Genomic DNA, 19,281 nt, shown 5'->3' on the forward strand with positions numbered 1-19,281 from the left:
CAAAAATTTCTAGCGCTTCTCCTGGCTGAAAACGATCGACCTGCCGGGGCCTCTCACCCTGCCAGATAACACCAGACTGGCAGTGTCAGCATGGACATTATCGTCGTCACAACCACGCATCTCGTTGCAAACAAGACGTCACTGTCATATCTTGCCGCAAAAATCGCCGCCGTAGCTCCGGCAGGCATGCCGGTCATCAGAACGCTGATTCCCAGTGATGTGGCATCAAGTCCAAGTCCAAGTCCAACGACCAGTGCTGCTGCCGGGAGAATGATCAGACGGAATACAGAAAACATGGCTGTATCTTTATTAAAGATCGTTGTAATTTTTACATCCGCCAAAATTGTTCCCACGATCAGCATCGTGAGGGCGCTGTTACAATTCCCAAGATACTTCACTGTCGCCGTGATGACGGCTGGAAGCTTCACCTGAGTCACCATGCAGATCAAGCCCAGATAAATTGCGACCAGACATGGATGTGTCAGCACGTTCTTCGCGACTTTCTTCTTATCCACCTTCTCATCCGCCACAAAATAAGATTTCAAAAAAGTCCCCCAATCGTCGGTCTTTATTACAGCCAACAACCGGGGAACTTCCAGGACTCTATTTTTCTTTACTATACAGCGCCTCTTATAAAAAGCGATTCCAAAACACAGCACCTCATCTTCGATCTTCTGGCTGATATAACCTCCAGACATCAGTATCTCCAGATGAGGAAAAGGTACTTTACTTTGCCCGTAAGAAAAAAGGACATGAAGGCGTAAAGGGAACTGTAACAGAAGATATGGAGCCTGATTTGTGCATCAGACTTCCTTATTTTAATTGACCAAATATCTTGTGATGGTTTTCCAATGCAAAAAGAACACCTGTAAAACAGACGCCGGCACTTTCTTCCGACTATATAGACGCAAAAATCCCCGCCCGGAAACCCGGACGGGGATCATCACCTGTTATAACACTACCGGCAAAATCACTCTGCCTACTTTAATATATTCATGTTTTTGGCGGGTGCTAAGGTCAAAACTCCTCCTGCAAGCAAGCTTGCATCGGACTTTAGACCTTTTCACCCTGGTATATACAATTCACGCAAATTAGTTAGCTGCAGCAGCTTTTGCTTCTTTGATCTTCTCTGTCAGCATCGGAACGATCTTGTTTAAGTCGCCTACGATACCGTAGTCAGCTACATCGAAGATCGGAGCGGACTCATCTTTGTTGATCGCAATGATGATGTCAGACTCTTCCATACCAGCTACGTGCTGGATAGCACCGGAAATACCGATTGCGAAGTATACGTGCGGACGAACAGTCTTACCAGTCTGTCCTACCTGAAGATCTTTCGGCTTCCAGCCGGAATCTACAACTGCACGAGAGCAGCTTACTGTACCGCCAATAGCCTCAGCGAGGTCATCAAGCAGTTTGAAGTTCTCTGCGCTGCCAACTCCACGACCACCGGAAACAAGGATCTTTGCATCCATGATATCAGCTACGTCGGATACTGCCTTAACGATCTCGAGAATCTCAACGTACTTGTTGTCCGGAGTGAAGCCCGGGTTGAATTCGATAATTTCAGCTTTTCTGCCAGCCTCACGGTCAAGCTTCTGCATAACGCCTGGACGTACTGTAGCCATCTGCGGACGGAATTCCGGGCAAGCGATTGTAGCGATCGTGTTGCCGCCGAATGCCGGACGGGTCATAAGGAGCTGACCATGTTTCTGCTCTTTACCCGGCATAGCTACGAGCGGGAAATCTCCGATATCGAGCTGTGTGCAGTCTGCTGTAAGACCTGTATGGATACGTGCGCAAACACGCGGGCCAAGGTCACGACCGATTGCTGTAGCACCGATTAAGAAGATGTCCGGCTTGAACTCGTTGATAACAGCTGTGATCGCATGAGTATACGGCTCAGTTCTGTAATCCTTTAATTCCGGATCGTCAACAACGATAACTTTGTCTGCACCGTACTCACCGAGTTCGTCTGCAAGACCTTTTACGTTGGAACCAACTAAAACTGCTGTTACAGTTGTTCCTAAATCTTTTGCCAGGTCTTTACCTTTACCGATCAGCTCCAGAGCGATGCTGCTGATCTGATTGTCTACCTGCTGTGCAAAGACATATACACCCTTATATTCTGCTAAATTCATCACTTTTCACCACACTTTTCTTTTTTTGAATTAAAGTACATGTTTCTCAGTAAGTTTCTCAACAATGTAATTTGCAGCTGCGGACGGATCAAGGTTTGTCTCCTTAACGCCTGCACCCTTTCTTACTTTGTCGGAAGCCTTAGCGATCTGAGTCGGGGATCCCTTAAGACCAAGGTTGGAATCAAGGACATCTTTCAGATCTTTTCTGCCCCAAACGGTGATCTCTTTCTTGTATGCATCGAAGATTCCGCCCGGAGTCATGTAACGCGGCTCATTTAATTCAGAAAGTGCTGTAATTAAGCACGGCATTTTAGCCTTTAACATCATGTATCTATCATCGAACTGACGCTTAACGATTACAGAATCGCCATCGATCTCGATGCCCTCAGCATAGCTGATTACCGGAAGACCAAGGTGCTCGGAGATCTGCGGACCTACCTGAGCTGTATCACCATCGATAGCCTGACGGCCTGTGATGATGAGGTCATAGTCAAGGTTTCTTAAAGCACCAGCGATTGTCTGGGATGTAGCCCATGTATCAGCACCGCCGAGAACACGGTCTGTAACAAGGATACCGTTATCAGCGCCCATAGCCATAGCCTCACGAAGAACTTCCTCAGCCTTCGGAAGACCCATTGTAACTACTGTAACTTCTGCACCATACTGATCTTTTAAGCGAAGAGCTGCCTCCAGACCAGCTTTATCATCCGGGTTCATGATTGTGAGCATAGCTGCTCTGTCAAGTGTTCCATCCGGTTTGAACTTTACGCCGCCCTTAGTATCCGGCACCTGTTTTACACAAACAACGATTTTCACTGTATTTCACTCCTTATTTTCATTTATAGTTATGATCTTCCAGCTGTTAAATTATTATTTTAACAGTGCGCCGGAGATAACCATTCTCTGAACTTCACTTGTTCCTTCGTAGATCTCGGTGATCTTAGCATCACGCATCATACGCTCTACGTCGTACTCTCTGATGTAACCATAACCACCATGGAGCTGAACAGCCTTTGTTGTTACTTCCATAGCAACCTCTGCTGCATACAGTTTAGCCATTGCTGCCTCTACGCCGTAGGACTTCTGAGTAGCCTTAGCCATTGCTGCACGGTAAACCATCATCTGAGCAGCTTTTACCTTTGTTGCCATATCAGCAAGCTGGAACTGTGTGTTCTGGAACTGACCGATTGTGCGGCCGAACTGCTTTCTCTCTTTTACGTAAGCAACTGTTCTGTCAAGGGCGCCCTCTGCAAGACCAAGAGCCTGAGCAGCGATACCGATACGTCCGCCGTCAAGAGTATGCATAGCGATCTTGAAGCCCTCACCCTTCTTACCTAAGAGGTTGTCCTTCGGGATGCGGCAGTCTGTGAAAATAAGTTCATATGTTGCAGATCCGCGGATACCCATCTTCTTCTCTTTTGTACCAAAAGTGAAGCCCGGTGTACCTTTCTCTACGATAAATGCGGAGATCTCTTTCTGCATTTTGCCACGTTTCTCAACTGTGCCTGTAACAGCGATAACGATGTATGTATCAGCATACTTACCGTTCGTGATGAAGCACTTGGAACCGTTTAATACCCACTCGTCGCCGTCTAAAACTGCTTTTGTCTGCTGACCCTGAGCGTCTGTACCAGCGCCCGGCTCAGTTAAACCGAATGCGCCTAACTTCTCGCCTTTTGCAAGCGGAACAAGGAATTTCTGCTTCTGCTCTTCTGTTCCGAATGTCATGATCGGATCCATGCAAAGGGATGTATGTGCGGAAACGATAACGCCTGTAGTACCGCAAACTTTGGAAAGCTCCTCAACGCACATAGCGTATGTAAGCGGATCACAGCCCTGTCCACCATACTCCTTCGGTACCGGAATACCGAGGAAACCGTTTTTAGCCATCTTCTCTACGGTTTCAACCGGGAATCTCTCTTCCTCGTCAACCTCCTGAGCAAGGGGTTTGACTTCCTTCTCGGCGAAATCGTGGAACAGTGTTCTCGCCATCTCATGCTCTTTACCTAATGTAAAATCCATGTTTTTAGTTCCTCCTTGTGAATTGTATCATGTATAACATAGGGAAATGTGGATGCTTCATTTCTCCGATGTACCTATCCATTGGACAAACGTGGTTTCCGCCCGCGTTTATCCTGTCCCGCATTTTGCGGATTCAAAATTCCCGGCATATAACCCAACATATATGCCCGGAATTCCGATTGTGAAAAAAAACACAATCTTAGTTAAAAAATAAATTTAGCGTTTTCTTTACCTCATAAACCTGCTTTCGCTGATATTTAGTGGAAAAAGTAAACGCTATCGGGTTATCTGCCTGACGGGATCAGATCCCCGTCAGGCATTTCCCATACCGGTAACTATCTCCGGATTATTTTGTGTAATCGTAGAAACCCTTGCCGGTCTTTCTTCCAAGAAGGCCGCCGCGAACCATCTTCTTAAGAAGCGGATGCGGACGATACTTCGGATCGCCTGTCTCTGTCTCAAGAACATTCATGATTGCAAGAACAACATCAAGACCAATCAGATCACCGAGAGCTAACGGTCCCATCGGATGGTTAGCGCCAAGCTTCATGGCAGTATCGATACCCTCTACGGAAGCAACGCCCTCAGCATAAATGCCGACTGCTTCGTTGACCATCGGAATAAGGATTCTGTTTACAACGAAACCTGCAGCCTCTTCTACCTGTACCGGAGTCTTGCCGATCTCTTCAGAGATCTTCTTAACAGCTTCAACATCTTCCGGCTTTGTGTTTAAGCCAGCGATAACCTCAACCAGCTTCATAACCGGTGCCGGGTTGAAGAAATGCATACCGATTACATGTCTCTCAACAGCGCTGCCGATCTCTGTAATGGAAAGAGAGGAAGTGTTTGTTGCAAAGATGCAGCTCGGTTTGCAGATCGCGTCGAGCTCTTTAAATGTCTGCTTTTTGATCTCCATGTTCTCGATCGCAGCCTCTACAACGAGGTCACAATCGCCGCAGATATCTTTCACACCAGTTGTGATCTTGTTAAGGATCTTCTCAGCCTCTTCCTGAGTCATTTTGCCTTTTGCGATTCTCTTCTCGAATCCAGCGGCAATCTTCTTCTTTCCGTTCGCTGCAAATGTTTCATTGATGTCGCAGAGCATTACCTCATAGCCTTCAGTCTGTGCGAATGCCTGTGCAATACCGGAACCCATGGTTCCTGCGCCGATAATACCAACTTTCATGATTTTATCTCCTTATATATGCAACAATGTTATGTAATCTTATCGATTTTTGAAGCCGTCCACTTTTCTCTTCTCGAGGAACGCCTTCATTCCTTCCTTCTGATCCTCAGTCTCAAAGCACTCGGAGAAATATTTCTCTTCGATAGAGATTGCGTGGTCAAGGTCGGAAAGGTAACCGTCTGTCAGGGACTCCTTGGAATTTCTGACAGCGATCGGTGCGTTGGAGGCGATCTTCTTTGCCAGCTTCATAACTGTCGGAATAAGCTCTTCCTTCGCACATACACCGTTTACAAGGCCGATCCGGTATGCCTCGTCAGCTTTGATATTGACAGCGGCATATACCATTTCCTTTGCCTTTCCGGTTCCGATCAGTCTTGCGAGACGCTGGGTTCCGCCGAATCCCGGAGTAATACCAAGACCAACCTCCGGCTGTCCGAATATAGCGTTTTCGGAGCAGTAACGGATATCGCAGCTCATTGCAAGCTCATTTCCACCGCCAAGTGCAAAGCCGTTGACAGCAGCGATCGACGGGATCGGAAGTGTCTCCAGCTTACGGAAAACATCGTTTCCAGCTTTACTGAATTCACGTGCTTCCTGTACAGTCATCGTGCTCATTGCAGCAATGTCCGCACCGGCAACAAAGGATTTCTCACCTGCGCCGGTCACAACCAGCACTCTTGTTGTACCAAGATCAATGCTGTCAAGAACAGCATCAAGGTCCTGAATAACCTCTGTATTTAACGCATTTAAAGCCTCCGGACGGTTGATGGTGATAACACCAACAAAACCGTCCTGCTCATATTTTACAAAACCCATATCGTTGTTCTCCTCAGATTTTGTCTATGCCCCAGATCAGATTAGTCTCTCTCTACGATTGTAGCACAGCCCATTCCGCCGCCGATGCAAAGAGTTGCAAGACCCTTCTTAGCATCTGCCTTCTCCATCTCATGAAGAAGTGTAACGAGAATACGGCATCCGGAAGCTCCTACCGGGTGTCCGAGAGCGATCGCGCCGCCGTTCGGGTTTAACTTGTTAAGGTCAAAGCCAAGCTCTTTGCCTACTGCTACAGACTGTGCAGCGAATGCCTCGTTAGCCTCGATGATATCGAAGTCTTTGATCTCCATGCCTGTTCTCTTGAGAACTTTTCTTGTAGCTGCAACCGGTCCGATACCCATGATCTTCGGATCTACGCCGCCGAGAGCACCGGCAACCCATGTAGCCATCGGCTTAACACCGAGCTCTTTAGCTTTCTCTTCGCTCATAACAACAACTGCTGCTGCACCGTCGTTGATTCCTGAAGAGTTACCAGCTGTAACTAAGCCGCCGTCTTTCTTGAATGCCGGTTTTAACTTGCCGAGTGTCTCAACCGTTGTTCCGTGACGCGGGCCTTCATCTGTATCTACGATAACTGTCTCTTTTTTCTTCTTAACTTCTACCGGAACGATCTCGTCCTTGAATGCGCCGGACTTCTGAGCAGCCTCTGCCTTCTGCTGGCTTACTGCAGCGAACTTGTCCAGTTCTTCTCTTGTAAGACCCCACTGATCGCAGATGTTCTCAGCTGTGATACCCATGTGGTAGTTGTTGAATGCATCCCAGAGAGCATCGTTAACCATTGTATCAACTAAGGTAGCATTGCCCATACGGTATCCGTAACGGCCTTTCATCATAGCATACGGAGCCATGGACATGTTCTCCATACCACCTGCAACAACGATATCAGCGTCACCGGAAAGGATCATCTCAGCTGCCATGTTAACAGCCTCAAGACCGGAACCGCAAACTACGTTGATCGTAACTGCCGGAACTTCGATCGGGAGACCAGCTTTTAATGTAGCCTGACGAGCTACGTTCTGTCCCTGACCAGCCTGGATTACACAGCCCATGTAAACCTGATCAACAGCTTCCGGAGCTACACCAGCTCTCTTTAAAGCCTCTTTAATTACGATTGCGCCAAGTTCCGGAGCCGGGATTGTACTTAATTCGCCACCCATTGTTCCGATTGCGGTACGGCATGCACCTGCCAGTACAATTTTCTTTGCCATTTTCTTTTCCTCCTCATTATACCGCTGCCATGCTCTACACCATATAATTTTTCACAAGCAAGGCAGTATATTATGTATAACTAATAATATCACCAAACCGTTTTTGTGTCAAATAATTCTCAAAAGCTTTTTATATAATTTTTCTAAACAAATTAGAAAGTTTCCTTATCCTTTCGTACAAAAGTTACTTTTTTGCTTTGATGCGGTGTTTTGGCGCTTCGTCATGTTTTGCGAACATTTACGAAGCTTTTTCCCGGAATTATTGACCTTACACCCGGAAAATGTTAAAATAATCTCATAGTTTGTCCGTGCGGCGGTCTATATGGAAACAAGTGCTGCAGATCCATTTGCATAAGTTTTTCCATATGTGCCGGCATAGGGCGTGTGTCCTGTGCTTCCTGTTTTCGTGTCAATGGAAACAAAAAAACCGCACAATATATTGCTACTATATTTTTATGGTTACAAAGAGAGGGTATTGAAATGGATTTCAAACAGATGTATCAGGAAAAGCTGGTTTCCGCAGAGAAGGCAGCTTCCGTAATCAAGTCCGGTGACTGGGTCGATTACGGCTGGACAACAGCGACACCGGTTGCTGTCGACAAGGCAATCGCAAAAAGACTTCCGGAATTAACAGACGTAAACTTCCGCGGCGGTATCTTAATGTGGGTGCCGGAGATCTTCAAGATCGAGAATCCGGCAGAACATATGACCTGGAACTCCTGGCATATGGGCGGTATCGAGAGAAAAGCGATCGCGCAGGGCTTCAGCTACTATGCTCCGATCCGTTACTCTGAGCTTCCAAGATATTACAGAGAATCCCAGACTAAGCCGGACGTAGCTGTATTCCAGGTTTCCCCGATGGACGAGCACGGTTTCTTCAATTTCGGACCGAACGCTTCCCATATGGCGGCTGTATGTGAGACTTCCAAGGTCGTTATCGTGGAAGTGAATGAGAATATGCCGGTATGCTTCGGCGGCACTGAGGAAGGTGTTCATATCTCCCACGTTGACATGATCGTGGAAGGTGACAACCCGGCGATCGCTGAGATGGGCGGCGCTGCTGCTGCAAGCGATGTCGATGAGGCTGTCGCAAAGCTGATCCTTGAGGAGATCCCGGACGGCGCATGCTTACAGCTTGGTATCGGTGGAATGCCGAACGCGGTCGGCGCTCTGATCGCGAAATCTGACTTAAAGGATCTCGGCGTTCATACTGAGATGTATGTTGACGCATTCGTGGATATCGCAAACGCCGGAAAGATCACTGGCGCAAGAAAGAATATCGACAAAGGCCGTCAGGTATACGCATTCGGCGCAGGTACAAAGAAATTATATGACTATTTAAATAAGAACCCGGAGTGTATGTCCGCACCGGTAGACTACACGAACGATGTCCGCACGATCTCTGCTCTTGACAACTTCATGTCCATCAATAACGCTGTTGACCTTGACCTCTTCGGTCAGGTAAACGCAGAGTCCGCAGGAATCAAGCACATCAGCGGAGCCGGCGGACAGCTCGACTTCGTTCTGGGCGCTTACCTTTCCAGGGGCGGAAAGAGCTTCATCTGCTGCTCCTCCACTTTCAAGAAGAAGGACGGCACCTTAGAGTCCAGAATCGTCCCGACTCTGGCTCCTGGCTCCATCGTAACCGATACCCGTGCGAATATCCACTATCTCGTTACTGAGTACGGTAAAGTAAACTTAAAAGGTCTCTCCACATGGCAGAAGACCGAAGCGATCATCTCCGTAGCGCACCCGCAGTTCCGCGACCAGCTGATCGCAGAGGCTGAGAAGATGCATATCTGGAGAGCAAGCAACAAGCGCTGATTATAAATAAAATGCACAACAGGGGCTGTCAATGGCAGCCCCTGTTGTTGTATAATATGATCATGCATTCAGGATCGGATCCATCAATGTGATCCCCTTTTCATTTGCAAGCTTCCGTCTGCATATTTCCAGAAGAGGCTTCTGATATGGGGACTGGTCCTCCGTCCGGTACAGATAGTAGAGCGTTCTGCTTGGCGGCTCCACATCGAGTTCATGGATCGATACCGGCGTCGTCTTTAAGATGCTTTTTGCGACAGAGATCGGAAGAAACGCCCAGTTATCACCGTTCTGGGTGAAATACTGTAAAAATCCCATCTCATCCAGATAAACCTGTGGAACTGCCGCGCTGTTGAAATAATAGTTATGCCAGGTGTCAAAATTCTGATCCCACTGTGTCCGGATTTCCCGGCGCGGATCCAGCTCTGAGACTTTGATGTTGTGGGGAAGATTCAGATCTTTTCCCACTATCAGGCACAGTTTTTCCTTAAATAATACCTCCGTCTTTACCTGTGACGAATACATCGGATCCGTGATAAAGGCGATGTCCACCGTCTTGTTGTTTACATAGCTGTAAGCTTCACTCGAATGAAGTGTCGTCACATGGAGGCTGCATTCCGGCGTATTCCTTATAAATTCCTGAAACACCGTTGGCAGCATGAATGCAAGGAGGCTTCCGACACTGGCCACATAAAAACTCTTCTCATTGCTCAGCAATGCTTCCTCCTGAGTCTCATTCCAAAGTGCCTGCCAGCGGTGTGCAATTCCAACAAAGGCTCTCCCCTGTCTTGTCAGCTCCACATGACGGACTCCTTTATTCCGGATAAACAGGGAATAGCCCAGTTCTTCCTCCAGTGCGCGGATCCGACGGCCGAGAGCCGGCTGTGTGATATATAATTTTTCTGCCGCTGCAGAAAAGCTTCCGCACTGGGCTATCTTCAAAAACGCTTCAATTTCAAGAAACGTCATGTTCGATTCTCCTTCCTGTGCCACAACACCAACATGTTCGATATCTTTTTTGCGTGAGCATCTTCATTTCATGCTGTTTCGTTCCAAATGTTAATATTTATATTTATTATATCAAAACAGAGAAGCTTTTACAATTCTATCAAACCATCTTATGATTTTTGGCTCAAACGGTATTTTGCACCCTATATGTCTGAACGTTTAAAAATGTTAAGTTTTATTAATATTTAATATTATAATTTGTTACTTATTATTTCCTCATAACCATTTTACTTTCCTGACAAACCATGTTATAATACTCTAATGGAAGGAAGAGCCGCACCAACTCTTCCCGAAACTTTCTTCTCATTATATTATAACGCGATATTTAAAACGCACAGCCGCCTTGGAACGATAATTGGGGTATCGTCCTTGGCGGCTGTGTTCGTTATTCTGATTTGTTGACATTGTTCTCTTCTTGCCGGATGCTGCGCATCCGACAAGAAGCGTCGGGCGTCGCCCTTATAGAAAAAGGCTCTCAAACCACTGAGAAAATGTAAACATTTTTCAGTGGTCCGAAAGCCTTTTTCTGCAATGTCAGCTTTAAGCGTTCAGTTCTTTCTTATAAACCTCAATGACTTTCTTCATCGCCTCCGCACCCGGAGCGCCGATGGTCACGCGTTTCTCCACGCATGTCTTCATGGAGATCGCATCGTAAATATCTTCCTCGAATACCGGGCTGATAGACTTGAACTGCTCCAGAGTCAGGTCATCCAATGCCTTGTTCTCGTTGATGCAGAGAAGCACCAGCTGTCCGATGATCCCGTGAGCATCACGGAACGGAACGCCGTGGTTTACAAGGTAGTCCGCAGCATCTGTGGCATTCGTAAAGCCGTTCTTTGCGCTGGCTTCCATCACATCTTTGCGGAATGTCATCGTAGATACCATGCCCGTGAAGAGTAAGAGGCAGCCTTTTACGGTGTCGATGGCATCAAAGGTCAGCTCTTTGTCTTCCTGAAGGTCCTTATCGTATGCCAGCGGGATTCCCTTCATGACTGTCAGCATGGACATCAGGGCACCATAGACACGGCCGGCCTTTCCACGGATCAGCTCCGCGATATCCGGATTCTTTTTCTGCGGCATAATGCTGCTTCCGGTGCTGTAAGAATCATCCATCTCAACAAAACGGTACTCGTTACTGTTCCAGATGATGATCTCCTCGGAGAAACGGCTTAAATGCATGGCGATCGTGGAGAGCGCTGCCAGAAGCTCAATGAGGTAATCCCGGTCGGATACGGAATCCATGCTGTTTAAGGTCGGTCCGTCAAAGCCTAAAAGCTCTGCTGTGTACTCGCGGTCTAACGGGTATGTGGTTCCGGCAAGGGCACCGGATCCTAATGGGCAGTAATTCATGCGCTTTCTGATATCTGCAAGACGTCCCCTGTCACGGCGGAACATCTCGTAGTAAGCGCCTACATGGTGAGCCAGAGTTACCGGCTGTGCTTTCTGAAGATGGGTAAATCCCGGCATGTAGGTGTGGAGATTGTCCTCCATGAGCTTTAAGAGAACTTCCAGAAGTCCCTTTAACAGGACATCTGTCTCATCGATCTCATCTCTTGTGTAGAGCTTCATATCGAGAGCGACCTGATCGTTTCTGCTTCGCCCGGTGTGGAGTCTCTTTCCGGCATCTCCGATCCGTTCGATCAGGTTCGCCTCAACGAAGGAATGGATATCCTCGGATTCCGTTGTGATTTTTAAGGTTCCGTTGTCGATATCTTCACGAATACTCTTTAAGCCGGCAATGATCGCGTCACGGTCTTCCTCTGTGAGGATCCCCTGTTTCGCGAGCATCGTCACATGGGCGATGCTGCCTGCGATATCCTGTCTGTAAAATTTCTGATCGAAGGAGATGGATTCATTAAAATTGTGCACTAACTGGTTCTCTTCCTTCGTAAATCTTCCGCCCCAAAGTTTCATGTCTGTTCCTCCGTTGTCTGTTTTTCATGATTTATATGTTTCTCCGGTTCCGGCATGTCGGGAATTTCGGAATCCGGTTCCTCCATTTCATCTGAGCTCTCTTCCGTTTCTTCATCGAGCTCCGGAATTTCTTCAAATTCATCTTCATCCGCATGTTCTTCTTCTTCTTCTGCTTCCCGTTGCATTCTCCGGATCCTGAGCATCCGCGCTCTATCTCTCCGCCTCTCCATCTCTCTGCGCAAAAACCATAAAAAGATCAGGATCACGATCGATCCGCCTGTGATCAGGACGCCGGGCTTTAATCCCTCCGGGAAATAAGAAAAATCGATCACATGGTCCCCTGCGCCCACATCGATGGCGAGGAATGCGCCGAACGCTTTCCTCGTCTCCACCTTCTGCCCGTCTACCTTCACAGTCCAGCCCTTATCGAAGGGGATCGATGTGAAGAGCATTCCAGCCCGGTCAGCAGTTACAGTTCCGGAAAGCTTCGTATCCTTCCAACTCGTCAGATGCATCGGCATCCGGTTCAGACGGTCATAGACCTGAATCATGGCATCCTCGGAGAACCGATAGGCAATGGCATTCAACTGCTCCCCCGCCTCATCTGCCGTGAGCTTCACTTCATATCCCGGAGACAGGGTTCCGAGTTCCAGAAGATATCCGCGGTCTACATTGCCAAATGACTTTGAACCCGACGGCAGATCCGCTTTCACGTTCTTCACCTTCTTATTCAGAACGAACACATAGTATTCCCCGGTCATATCCGGTGTGAAGGTGAACGTATTTTTATTCACTGTTCCGCCTGTATCTACAAGAACTTCGTCTGCCCCTGTGACCAGACACAGATCATTCTGTACTTCCGCGGGATTATCCATCTCATACTGCCAGTTCTCCTCAATATCCGAAGGAAGAACAAAGCCTAGCGGCAGTGTATACAGGTTCTCATAGAGATATGTCCCGCCGCTCTCCCTCAAATACATCATAAGCTCCGTGTTGGACACTGCATCGGAATAGAGCGCATATTTTACGGAAAAGATGCTGTCCACAAGCGGTGTGCTGCCCGTGATGCTGTAGGCGTTCGTGGAGGACTCGCATCCAAGCTTCTTAAAGATCTTCGAAAGATCCGCGTTTGCCGTTGAGGAGAACAGGGATACCGACGGGAAATTCATCCATGCGCCGTCGTTTTTCGTCTTCCTCGTCTTTTTCTCCACCCGGTAGAAATCCGATGCCGGTTCCAGAGAATCCTTCAAGATCCGGGCCTCTTCGTTATCCGCAGTGTAGGATTCACGGCTCGTGGTCGTGACACTCGTCACGGTTGTATTGATGGCTGCCTCCATGGAGACCAGCGCCAGTGCCAGAAAGCCGGCTAAGGCCCGCCTTCCTCCTTTATAAATGTAGATCAGTCCCGCGTAAGCCGCAAGGAAGATGATAGACACATAGTAGACAATAAAGTGGAAATGTTCCTGTGTCACCAGCTTTTCTGCCAGAAGTACAAAACAGATGCTTCCCCAGAACGCGACAGCAACATACTTTTTCGGTGTCTCATCCAGATGCGCATAAGCCCGGAAGCAGATAAACAGCATCAGGAAGATATAGATGAAGGACTGTCGGCATGGAAGGCTGTTCGGATAGTGGAATCCATGCCAGATAAAATTCAGCACATTCATGGAAAAGCTTGCAAAAAAGAGCAGCAGCAGTCCGCAGTACACAGCCTTTTCCTTCACGGAGATCTTCTTACATGCCAGATACAGCAAAAAGAAGAGAAATACCGCGACGCCGCAGTAAATATTCGGCCAATGGTCCAGACCGATCTCCGTCTCCACATTTCCGATATGGCGGGCGATCATGTCGAAGATCGGGAAATAGGAAGTCCACGCCTTTGGGAAATCAAAGTTGCCGGATGCCGTGCTCTGGAGCGCACAGATCTCCGGCAGCAGAACTCCCGCCGCGAGTCCGCCGGAAAGCAGGGAGTAGATTCCAAATCTCACGCAGCTCTCCACGTATTTTCTCACCGGACCCGGCTCTTCTAAAATAAGAAGCGCGATGAAATAAAGCACCAGAAACAGGCAGGTCATGATGGAGATATAGTAGTTGGACAGGATGGAAAGCCCAAGGGTCACGCAGTAAAGCATTCCCTTCTGCTCCCTCACAAGACGCTCCAGTCCGTAAACGATCAGCGGGAAGAGGAGAATGCAGTCCAGCCACATGATGTTCCAGCTGTACGCCGCCATATATCCGGACAACGCATAAAAAATCCCGAAAAATCCGACACCCAGAATACAGTTTTTACTGTGCTGCTTTAAATACCAGGCAAAGCTGAGTCCCGAAAGTCCGATCTTTATGACGATCATGATCGTCATGAATTCGATGATGAATTTTTTCGGGCAGAGCAGGATCAGCCAGTTTAAAGGGCTTGCGAGATAATATGCGTAAAGCGCCGCAAAATTAACACCCATTCCCACATCCCAGCTGTACAGAAGACTTCCGCCTGTCCGCAGCTTATGCTGGAATTCTGAGAAGAACGGGGCGTACTGATGATACATGTCCGTCCTCAGAAAGCACCTCTCGCCGAACGGGAAGATCCCTCTCTGGGCAAATATGCAGATCATAACGAGTACCGGGACAAAAAACGCGATCATAAGACCGTCTCTCGACTTTAACACCGGCACCGTTCGTCGTTTCTTCTTACGCGCTTCCGGGATTCTTTCTGGTATTTCTTCCCGGACTGCATCATCAATTTCTTTTATTTCTGTCATACCGTAAAACTCCTCCGTCTACGCAAAAGGTATTTCGCACTCCAAGATCTGATCCGGTCATTTCTTTTTGTCATTCGTAAAAATCAGGATCTTGCTAAACACATAATTCAGTATCACGACCACGACTGAGATCAGAAGCTTGCAGAGAAAGAACTCCATCTTCATGAGATCCACCATAACAAACAGTGCCGCGAGATTAAACAGGAAGGTCGCTACCCGGCAGAGAACAAATGAAACAAATTCTCTCCATACCTTCCCCGGATTCAGCGTATGGCTCTCAAACACCCACCACTTATTCGTCACAAAAGCGAACAGCACCGCAGCCACCCACGCAATGGTCTGAGCAGGAACCGGATCCATCTTCCATATATAATATAGAAGATTTGAGATCGCATAGTCGATCACTGTTGTCAGGACACCGAAGATCAGGTAAGCGATCCCCTCGCGGGCCAGACCGGACTTTCTCTTTCCTGTCTCCTGCTCCGCCGGATCATCCGGTTTCTTTTTCTGATTTATATCTTTTTCTTCCATAAATAATTCCATCCCTCTATCTTTCTCGATAGTCTTTTTCATTTTAGTATACCAACGCAAAAAAGTAAAGGACTGACAGCCGGTAATTCGGCTGTCAGTCCCTCTTTTTTTACGATCATTTCAGTTTTTATTTCTCCGGCAGCCTGTCTGCCGTTTTTCCCACTTTATTCAGCAAGAAGCTTGTCGATACTTACAAGTTTTACGCATACACAGAAAATCTCAGCTGCAAGCTTCAGATCTTCCAGTGTCGGGAAGGACGGAGCAATACGGATATTGGAGTCATGCGGATCCTTGCCATATGGATAGGTTGCACCTGCGCCTGTCATAACAACACCGGCATCCTTACACTTTGCAACGATCGCCTTCGCGCATCCATCAAGAGAATCGAAAGAAACGAAATATCCTCCGTTCGGTTTTGTCCACTTACCGATCTCAAGTCCGGCGAGCTCCTTATTTAAGATCTCGTCAACCGCCTCGAATTTCGGGCAGAGGATCGCGGCATGTTTTGCCATCTGAGCCTTGATTCCATCAAGGTTCTTGAAGAAGCGCACATGACGGAGCTGGTTGATCTTATCATGGCTGATAAACTGTACGTTCATCTGTTTCTTCATATCTTCGATATTCGCCTTGGATGTAGCGATTGCGGAGATAGCGGAGCCCGGGAATGTGATCTTCGCTGTGGAACCGATCTTATATACCATATCCGGATTTCCGGCTTTTGCACACTCGGAGAGGATATCAAGGATATGATCCGGATGATCCGGGTGTAAATGATGTACGCAGTAAGCGTTATCCCAGATGATTCTGAAGTCTTTTGCTGCCGGCTTTAAGTTTGCGAATCTCTTTACTGTTTCGTCGGAATAAGACTGTCCGGACGGGTTCGAATAAAGCGGAACGCACCAGATGCCTTTTACGGTCTCGTCGTTATTTACATATTTTTCAACAAGATCCATATCCGGACCATCAGCTGTCATCGGAATATTGATCATTTCGATACCGAAGTACTGGGTGATCGCAAAGTGTCTGTCATATCCCGGAACCGGGCAGAGGAATTTTACTTTGTCGAGTTTGCACCACGGAGTGCTTCCGCAAACACCATGTGTCCAGGCACGGCTTACCGTATCAAACATCAATGTCAGGCTGGCATTTCCGTACATAACGATATTTTCAGCCGGAGCATCCATCATCGCTCCCATCAGCTCTTTTGCTTCCTGAATACCGGTCAGGATTCCATAGTTTCTTACATCGCCGTCAGCGGAGATATAGTCGCTGGAGCTGTTTAAGACATCCATCATCGGAAGGGAAAGGTCGAGCTGCTCCTTACATGGCTTGCCACGTGCCATATTCAGGCTTAAATTTTTTCCCTGATACTCTTTGTACACAGCCTCAAGCTGCTCCTTTAAAGATGCAAGTTCTTCCTTTGACATTTCGCGGTATGGTTTCATGTCAGTATCCTCCTCATTTTTTCGTTTTTTACAGCACCGAAAACCCCTTACGGTGTCTGTCCCCTATGACTATATTATAATCGAAGACCGAAAATCTTACAACACAAAAAATAAAGTTTCGCCCTATTTTTCTCACAATTTTGAGCCTTCTTACAAAAATATCTTAACCCTCGCTCCGTTGACTTTTTTTTAACAATAACGTATCATTATATTATTGATTTTTATCGAACAGCCACAGAGGGGGATACCGAATGATAAATGAAAATAAGAGCGTCAGGGATCTGAAACGCATGGTTCTGATCGGAGCGATCGTCGCCCTCGTATCCCAGCTCTACTGGAATCTTTTTGTATATAATTTCCGTATCTCTTCTTCCGTTATCGTGCTCCCGGTCCTCTTAATGACGCTGGGAAAAAATCTTTCCACGACGATGACCTGTTCGGTAACTGCAGTGATCGTTTTTCTGTTCCGACTGATTGCAGCGGTAAACGGTGGTGCTGATCTCATAACATCCGCGGAAAATTTATTTCCAAACGCGGTCTTCTATTTCTGCTACGGGATCATCTTTAACGCCATGATCCCCGGAAAACATACCGTGTCCTTCAGCCGGTTATTTCCGGTGGTCTTTTTTGCAGATTTTGGATCGAATCTGGTGGAACTCTGTATCTCAGAGAGCTCACTCCACACTATGACACCGGAAAAGGCCGGATACCTTCTCCTGATCGCCCTGTTCCGGACTTTCCTCACAAGCCTGATCTTAATGGCGGAAAGTCACTACCGGACTCTTTTAAAAAACGAAGAGCACGAGAACCGTTACCGCCGCCTGTTCTTAATGACTACAGGCTTAAAGAATGAGATCTACTTCATGCGGAAGAATTCCGAGGAGATCGAATCCGTCATGGCGAACGCCTATAAGCTCTACGAGAAGTTAAACGAGATGGACGTGCCGGATGATATGAAGCACATGTCACTCTCCATCGCGCGGGATGTCCACGAGATCAAGAAAGACTATATCCGGATCATTCAGGGAATTGAGGAGGAGATCTCCGAGGAATACGATGAGAAACGGATGAGCTTTCAGGATATCTTAAAGATCCTTGAAGACACCACCTACCATATGCTGGAGGCGAAAAATGTCCATATCCAGCTGGAGTTCCGATGCTCGGACAACTTTATGACCGAGGAGCACTACGAACTCATGGCCGTGTTAAAAAATCTTGTCAACAATGCCATTGAGGCCATCGAATCCGACCGGAAGATCGGCACGATCTGCATCGAAGAGCACCTTCGTAACGGGAACTACATCTTCTGTGTCACAGATGACGGACCGGGAATCTCACCGCGCCATCTGCCGAACATTTTTAAAATGGGATATTCAACGAAATTTGACCATAAGACCGGAAATATCTTCCGCGGTGTCGGCCTTTATGGGGTAAAAATGACCGTGGAGGAACAGTTTAAGGGAACCATCGAAGTGAGATCGGAGCAGGGCAGCGGAACTGCCTTTACCGTTGTGATTCCGGCGGCTTCCCTTGTGGAGGAAGAATTATGAGAATCTATATAGTAGAAGACGACCTGTCCGTCATCAACATTTTAGAAGACATCATCGAGACACAGGGACTCGGAGAAATCTGCGGCGATTGCGGCGGAGAGCCGGCAAACCTGTCCGACGTGCTGCGGGCAAAGCCTGATGTTGTCCTCGTCGACTTTTTCATGCCGGTAAAGGACGGCGTTGAATTTGTAAAGGAGCTGCGGGCTGTGAACACCACGGTCAAATGTATTATGATCTCCCAGGTGTCCGCCAAGGAGCTGATCAGCAAGGCCTACAGCGCCGGGATCGACTTCTTTATCAGCAAGCCGATCAACCTGATCGAGGTCCGTTCCGTATTAAAAAATGTGGAACAGCAGATCACAAATGAACACACTCTGGCGAATATCCGCCGGATGTTCATGAACGAGATCGACCATATGCCAAAGGGAACGAAGCCGGAATCAGATGACTACGGCAGGAAATTAAAATACATCTTAAACCGCGTCGGCATGTCCGGAGAAAAAGGATGTCCGGATATCATAAAGATCTGCGAATATCTTCACGAGAATCATATTCCTGTATCCAATTTAAGTGTGTCGCAGATGTGCGAGGCGGTCAGTGATTCCCCGAAAAATATGGAGCAGCGGATCCGCCGTACCATCGCAGCCGGAATGTCCAATATCGCCCATATGGGAATCGAGGATTTCATGAACGAGACCTACACCCTGTACTCCGGAACCCTGTTCTCCTTTGAGGATGTGAAGGCGGAGATGGACTATCTCAGAGGAAAGCGCTCCTCAGGAGGGAAGGTCAGCATCAAAAAGTTTATTGACGGACTGATGCTGGAAGCAGAGCGCTAAAACATATTAATTTCTATACGCCGGAA

15 protein-coding genes are annotated in these 19,281 nt (G+C 47.6%); 3 read left to right on the forward strand and 12 right to left on the reverse strand.

Going from position 1 to position 19,281, the window contains the following annotated elements; all coding sequences use genetic code 11:
* Positions 1–53: 53 nt before the first annotated feature.
* The 7 genes from ABCW45_RS14765 to ABCW45_RS14795 form a co-directional block, all read right to left on the reverse strand.
* Positions 54–698, reverse strand: a complete 645-nt coding sequence (locus ABCW45_RS14765) for an AEC family transporter (protein WP_343221069.1) — start codon at positions 696–698, stop codon at positions 54–56.
* A gap of 393 nt (positions 699–1,091) precedes the next feature.
* Positions 1,092–2,141 carry an electron transfer flavoprotein subunit alpha/FixB family protein gene (locus tag ABCW45_RS14770; RefSeq protein WP_343221070.1) on the reverse strand — a complete coding sequence of 350 codons (1,050 nt, stop codon included), beginning with the start codon at positions 2,139–2,141 and terminating at the stop codon, positions 1,092–1,094.
* Positions 2,142–2,171: 30 nt separating this feature from the next.
* Complete coding sequence (locus ABCW45_RS14775) at positions 2,172–2,957, reverse strand: electron transfer flavoprotein subunit beta/FixA family protein (RefSeq protein WP_117470189.1); 786 nt, start codon at positions 2,955–2,957, stop codon at positions 2,172–2,174.
* A gap of 54 nt (positions 2,958–3,011) precedes the next feature.
* Positions 3,012–4,163: an acyl-CoA dehydrogenase gene (locus ABCW45_RS14780; RefSeq protein WP_117470188.1), complete on the reverse strand. Its 1,152-nt coding sequence runs from the start codon at positions 4,161–4,163 to the stop codon at positions 3,012–3,014.
* Between the two features lie 346 nt (positions 4,164–4,509).
* Positions 4,510–5,349: a 3-hydroxyacyl-CoA dehydrogenase NAD-binding domain-containing protein gene (locus ABCW45_RS14785; protein ID WP_343221071.1), complete on the reverse strand. Its 840-nt coding sequence runs from the start codon at positions 5,347–5,349 to the stop codon at positions 4,510–4,512.
* A gap of 39 nt (positions 5,350–5,388) precedes the next feature.
* Positions 5,389–6,165, reverse strand: coding sequence for an enoyl-CoA hydratase-related protein (locus ABCW45_RS14790; RefSeq protein WP_117470187.1), 777 nt, complete (start codon positions 6,163–6,165; stop codon positions 5,389–5,391).
* Positions 6,166–6,206: 41 nt separating this feature from the next.
* Entirely contained in the window at positions 6,207–7,391 is a 1,185-nt protein-coding gene (locus ABCW45_RS14795) for an acetyl-CoA C-acetyltransferase (RefSeq protein ID WP_117470186.1), read from the reverse strand.
* A gap of 480 nt (positions 7,392–7,871) precedes the next feature.
* Between ABCW45_RS14795 and ABCW45_RS14800 the strand changes: the two genes are divergently transcribed.
* Positions 7,872–9,215: a butyryl-CoA:acetate CoA-transferase gene (locus ABCW45_RS14800; RefSeq protein ID WP_117470185.1), complete on the forward strand. Its 1,344-nt coding sequence runs from the start codon at positions 7,872–7,874 to the stop codon at positions 9,213–9,215.
* A gap of 60 nt (positions 9,216–9,275) precedes the next feature.
* On the opposite strand, the gene ABCW45_RS14805 is transcribed toward ABCW45_RS14800, so the two are convergent.
* The 5 genes from ABCW45_RS14805 to ABCW45_RS14825 form a co-directional block, all read right to left on the reverse strand.
* Positions 9,276–10,181 carry a LysR family transcriptional regulator gene (locus tag ABCW45_RS14805; RefSeq protein ID WP_117470184.1) on the reverse strand — a complete coding sequence of 302 codons (906 nt, stop codon included), beginning with the start codon at positions 10,179–10,181 and terminating at the stop codon, positions 9,276–9,278.
* A 579-nt stretch (positions 10,182–10,760) separates the two neighbouring features.
* Positions 10,761–12,134, reverse strand: coding sequence for an argininosuccinate lyase (gene argH / locus ABCW45_RS14810; protein WP_343221072.1), 1,374 nt, complete (start codon positions 12,132–12,134; stop codon positions 10,761–10,763).
* The gene (locus ABCW45_RS14815) at positions 12,131–14,890 is read right to left on the reverse strand and encodes a YfhO family protein (RefSeq protein WP_343221074.1); all 2,760 of its coding nucleotides are present in this window, start codon (positions 14,888–14,890) and stop codon (positions 12,131–12,133) included. Before ABCW45_RS14815 ends, argH begins: the two co-directional genes overlap by 4 nt.
* Before the next feature lie 57 nt (positions 14,891–14,947).
* Positions 14,948–15,421 (reverse strand): GtrA family protein, encoded by a 474-nt coding sequence (locus ABCW45_RS14820; RefSeq protein ID WP_158553000.1) that lies wholly within the window; start codon positions 15,419–15,421, stop codon positions 14,948–14,950.
* A 164-nt stretch (positions 15,422–15,585) separates the two neighbouring features.
* Complete coding sequence (locus tag ABCW45_RS14825; RefSeq protein WP_015553791.1) at positions 15,586–16,866, reverse strand: aspartate aminotransferase type Ic; 1,281 nt, start codon at positions 16,864–16,866, stop codon at positions 15,586–15,588.
* A 251-nt stretch (positions 16,867–17,117) separates the two neighbouring features.
* On the opposite strand from ABCW45_RS14825, the gene ABCW45_RS14830 reads away from it, so the two are divergent.
* Together ABCW45_RS14830 and ABCW45_RS14835 are read left to right on the forward strand one after the other, a co-directional pair.
* Positions 17,118–18,416, forward strand: coding sequence for a sensor histidine kinase (locus ABCW45_RS14830; protein ID WP_343221075.1), 1,299 nt, complete (start codon positions 17,118–17,120; stop codon positions 18,414–18,416).
* Positions 18,413–19,255, forward strand: a complete 843-nt coding sequence (locus ABCW45_RS14835) for a response regulator (protein WP_117470180.1) — start codon at positions 18,413–18,415, stop codon at positions 19,253–19,255. The genes ABCW45_RS14830 and ABCW45_RS14835 overlap by 4 nt, the downstream gene beginning before the upstream one ends.
* Positions 19,256–19,281 lie beyond the last annotated feature (26 nt).

Source organism: Pilosibacter fragilis, from assembly GCF_032490495.1.
Classification (GTDB): Bacteria; Bacillota; Clostridia; order Lachnospirales; family Lachnospiraceae; genus Pilosibacter; species Pilosibacter fragilis.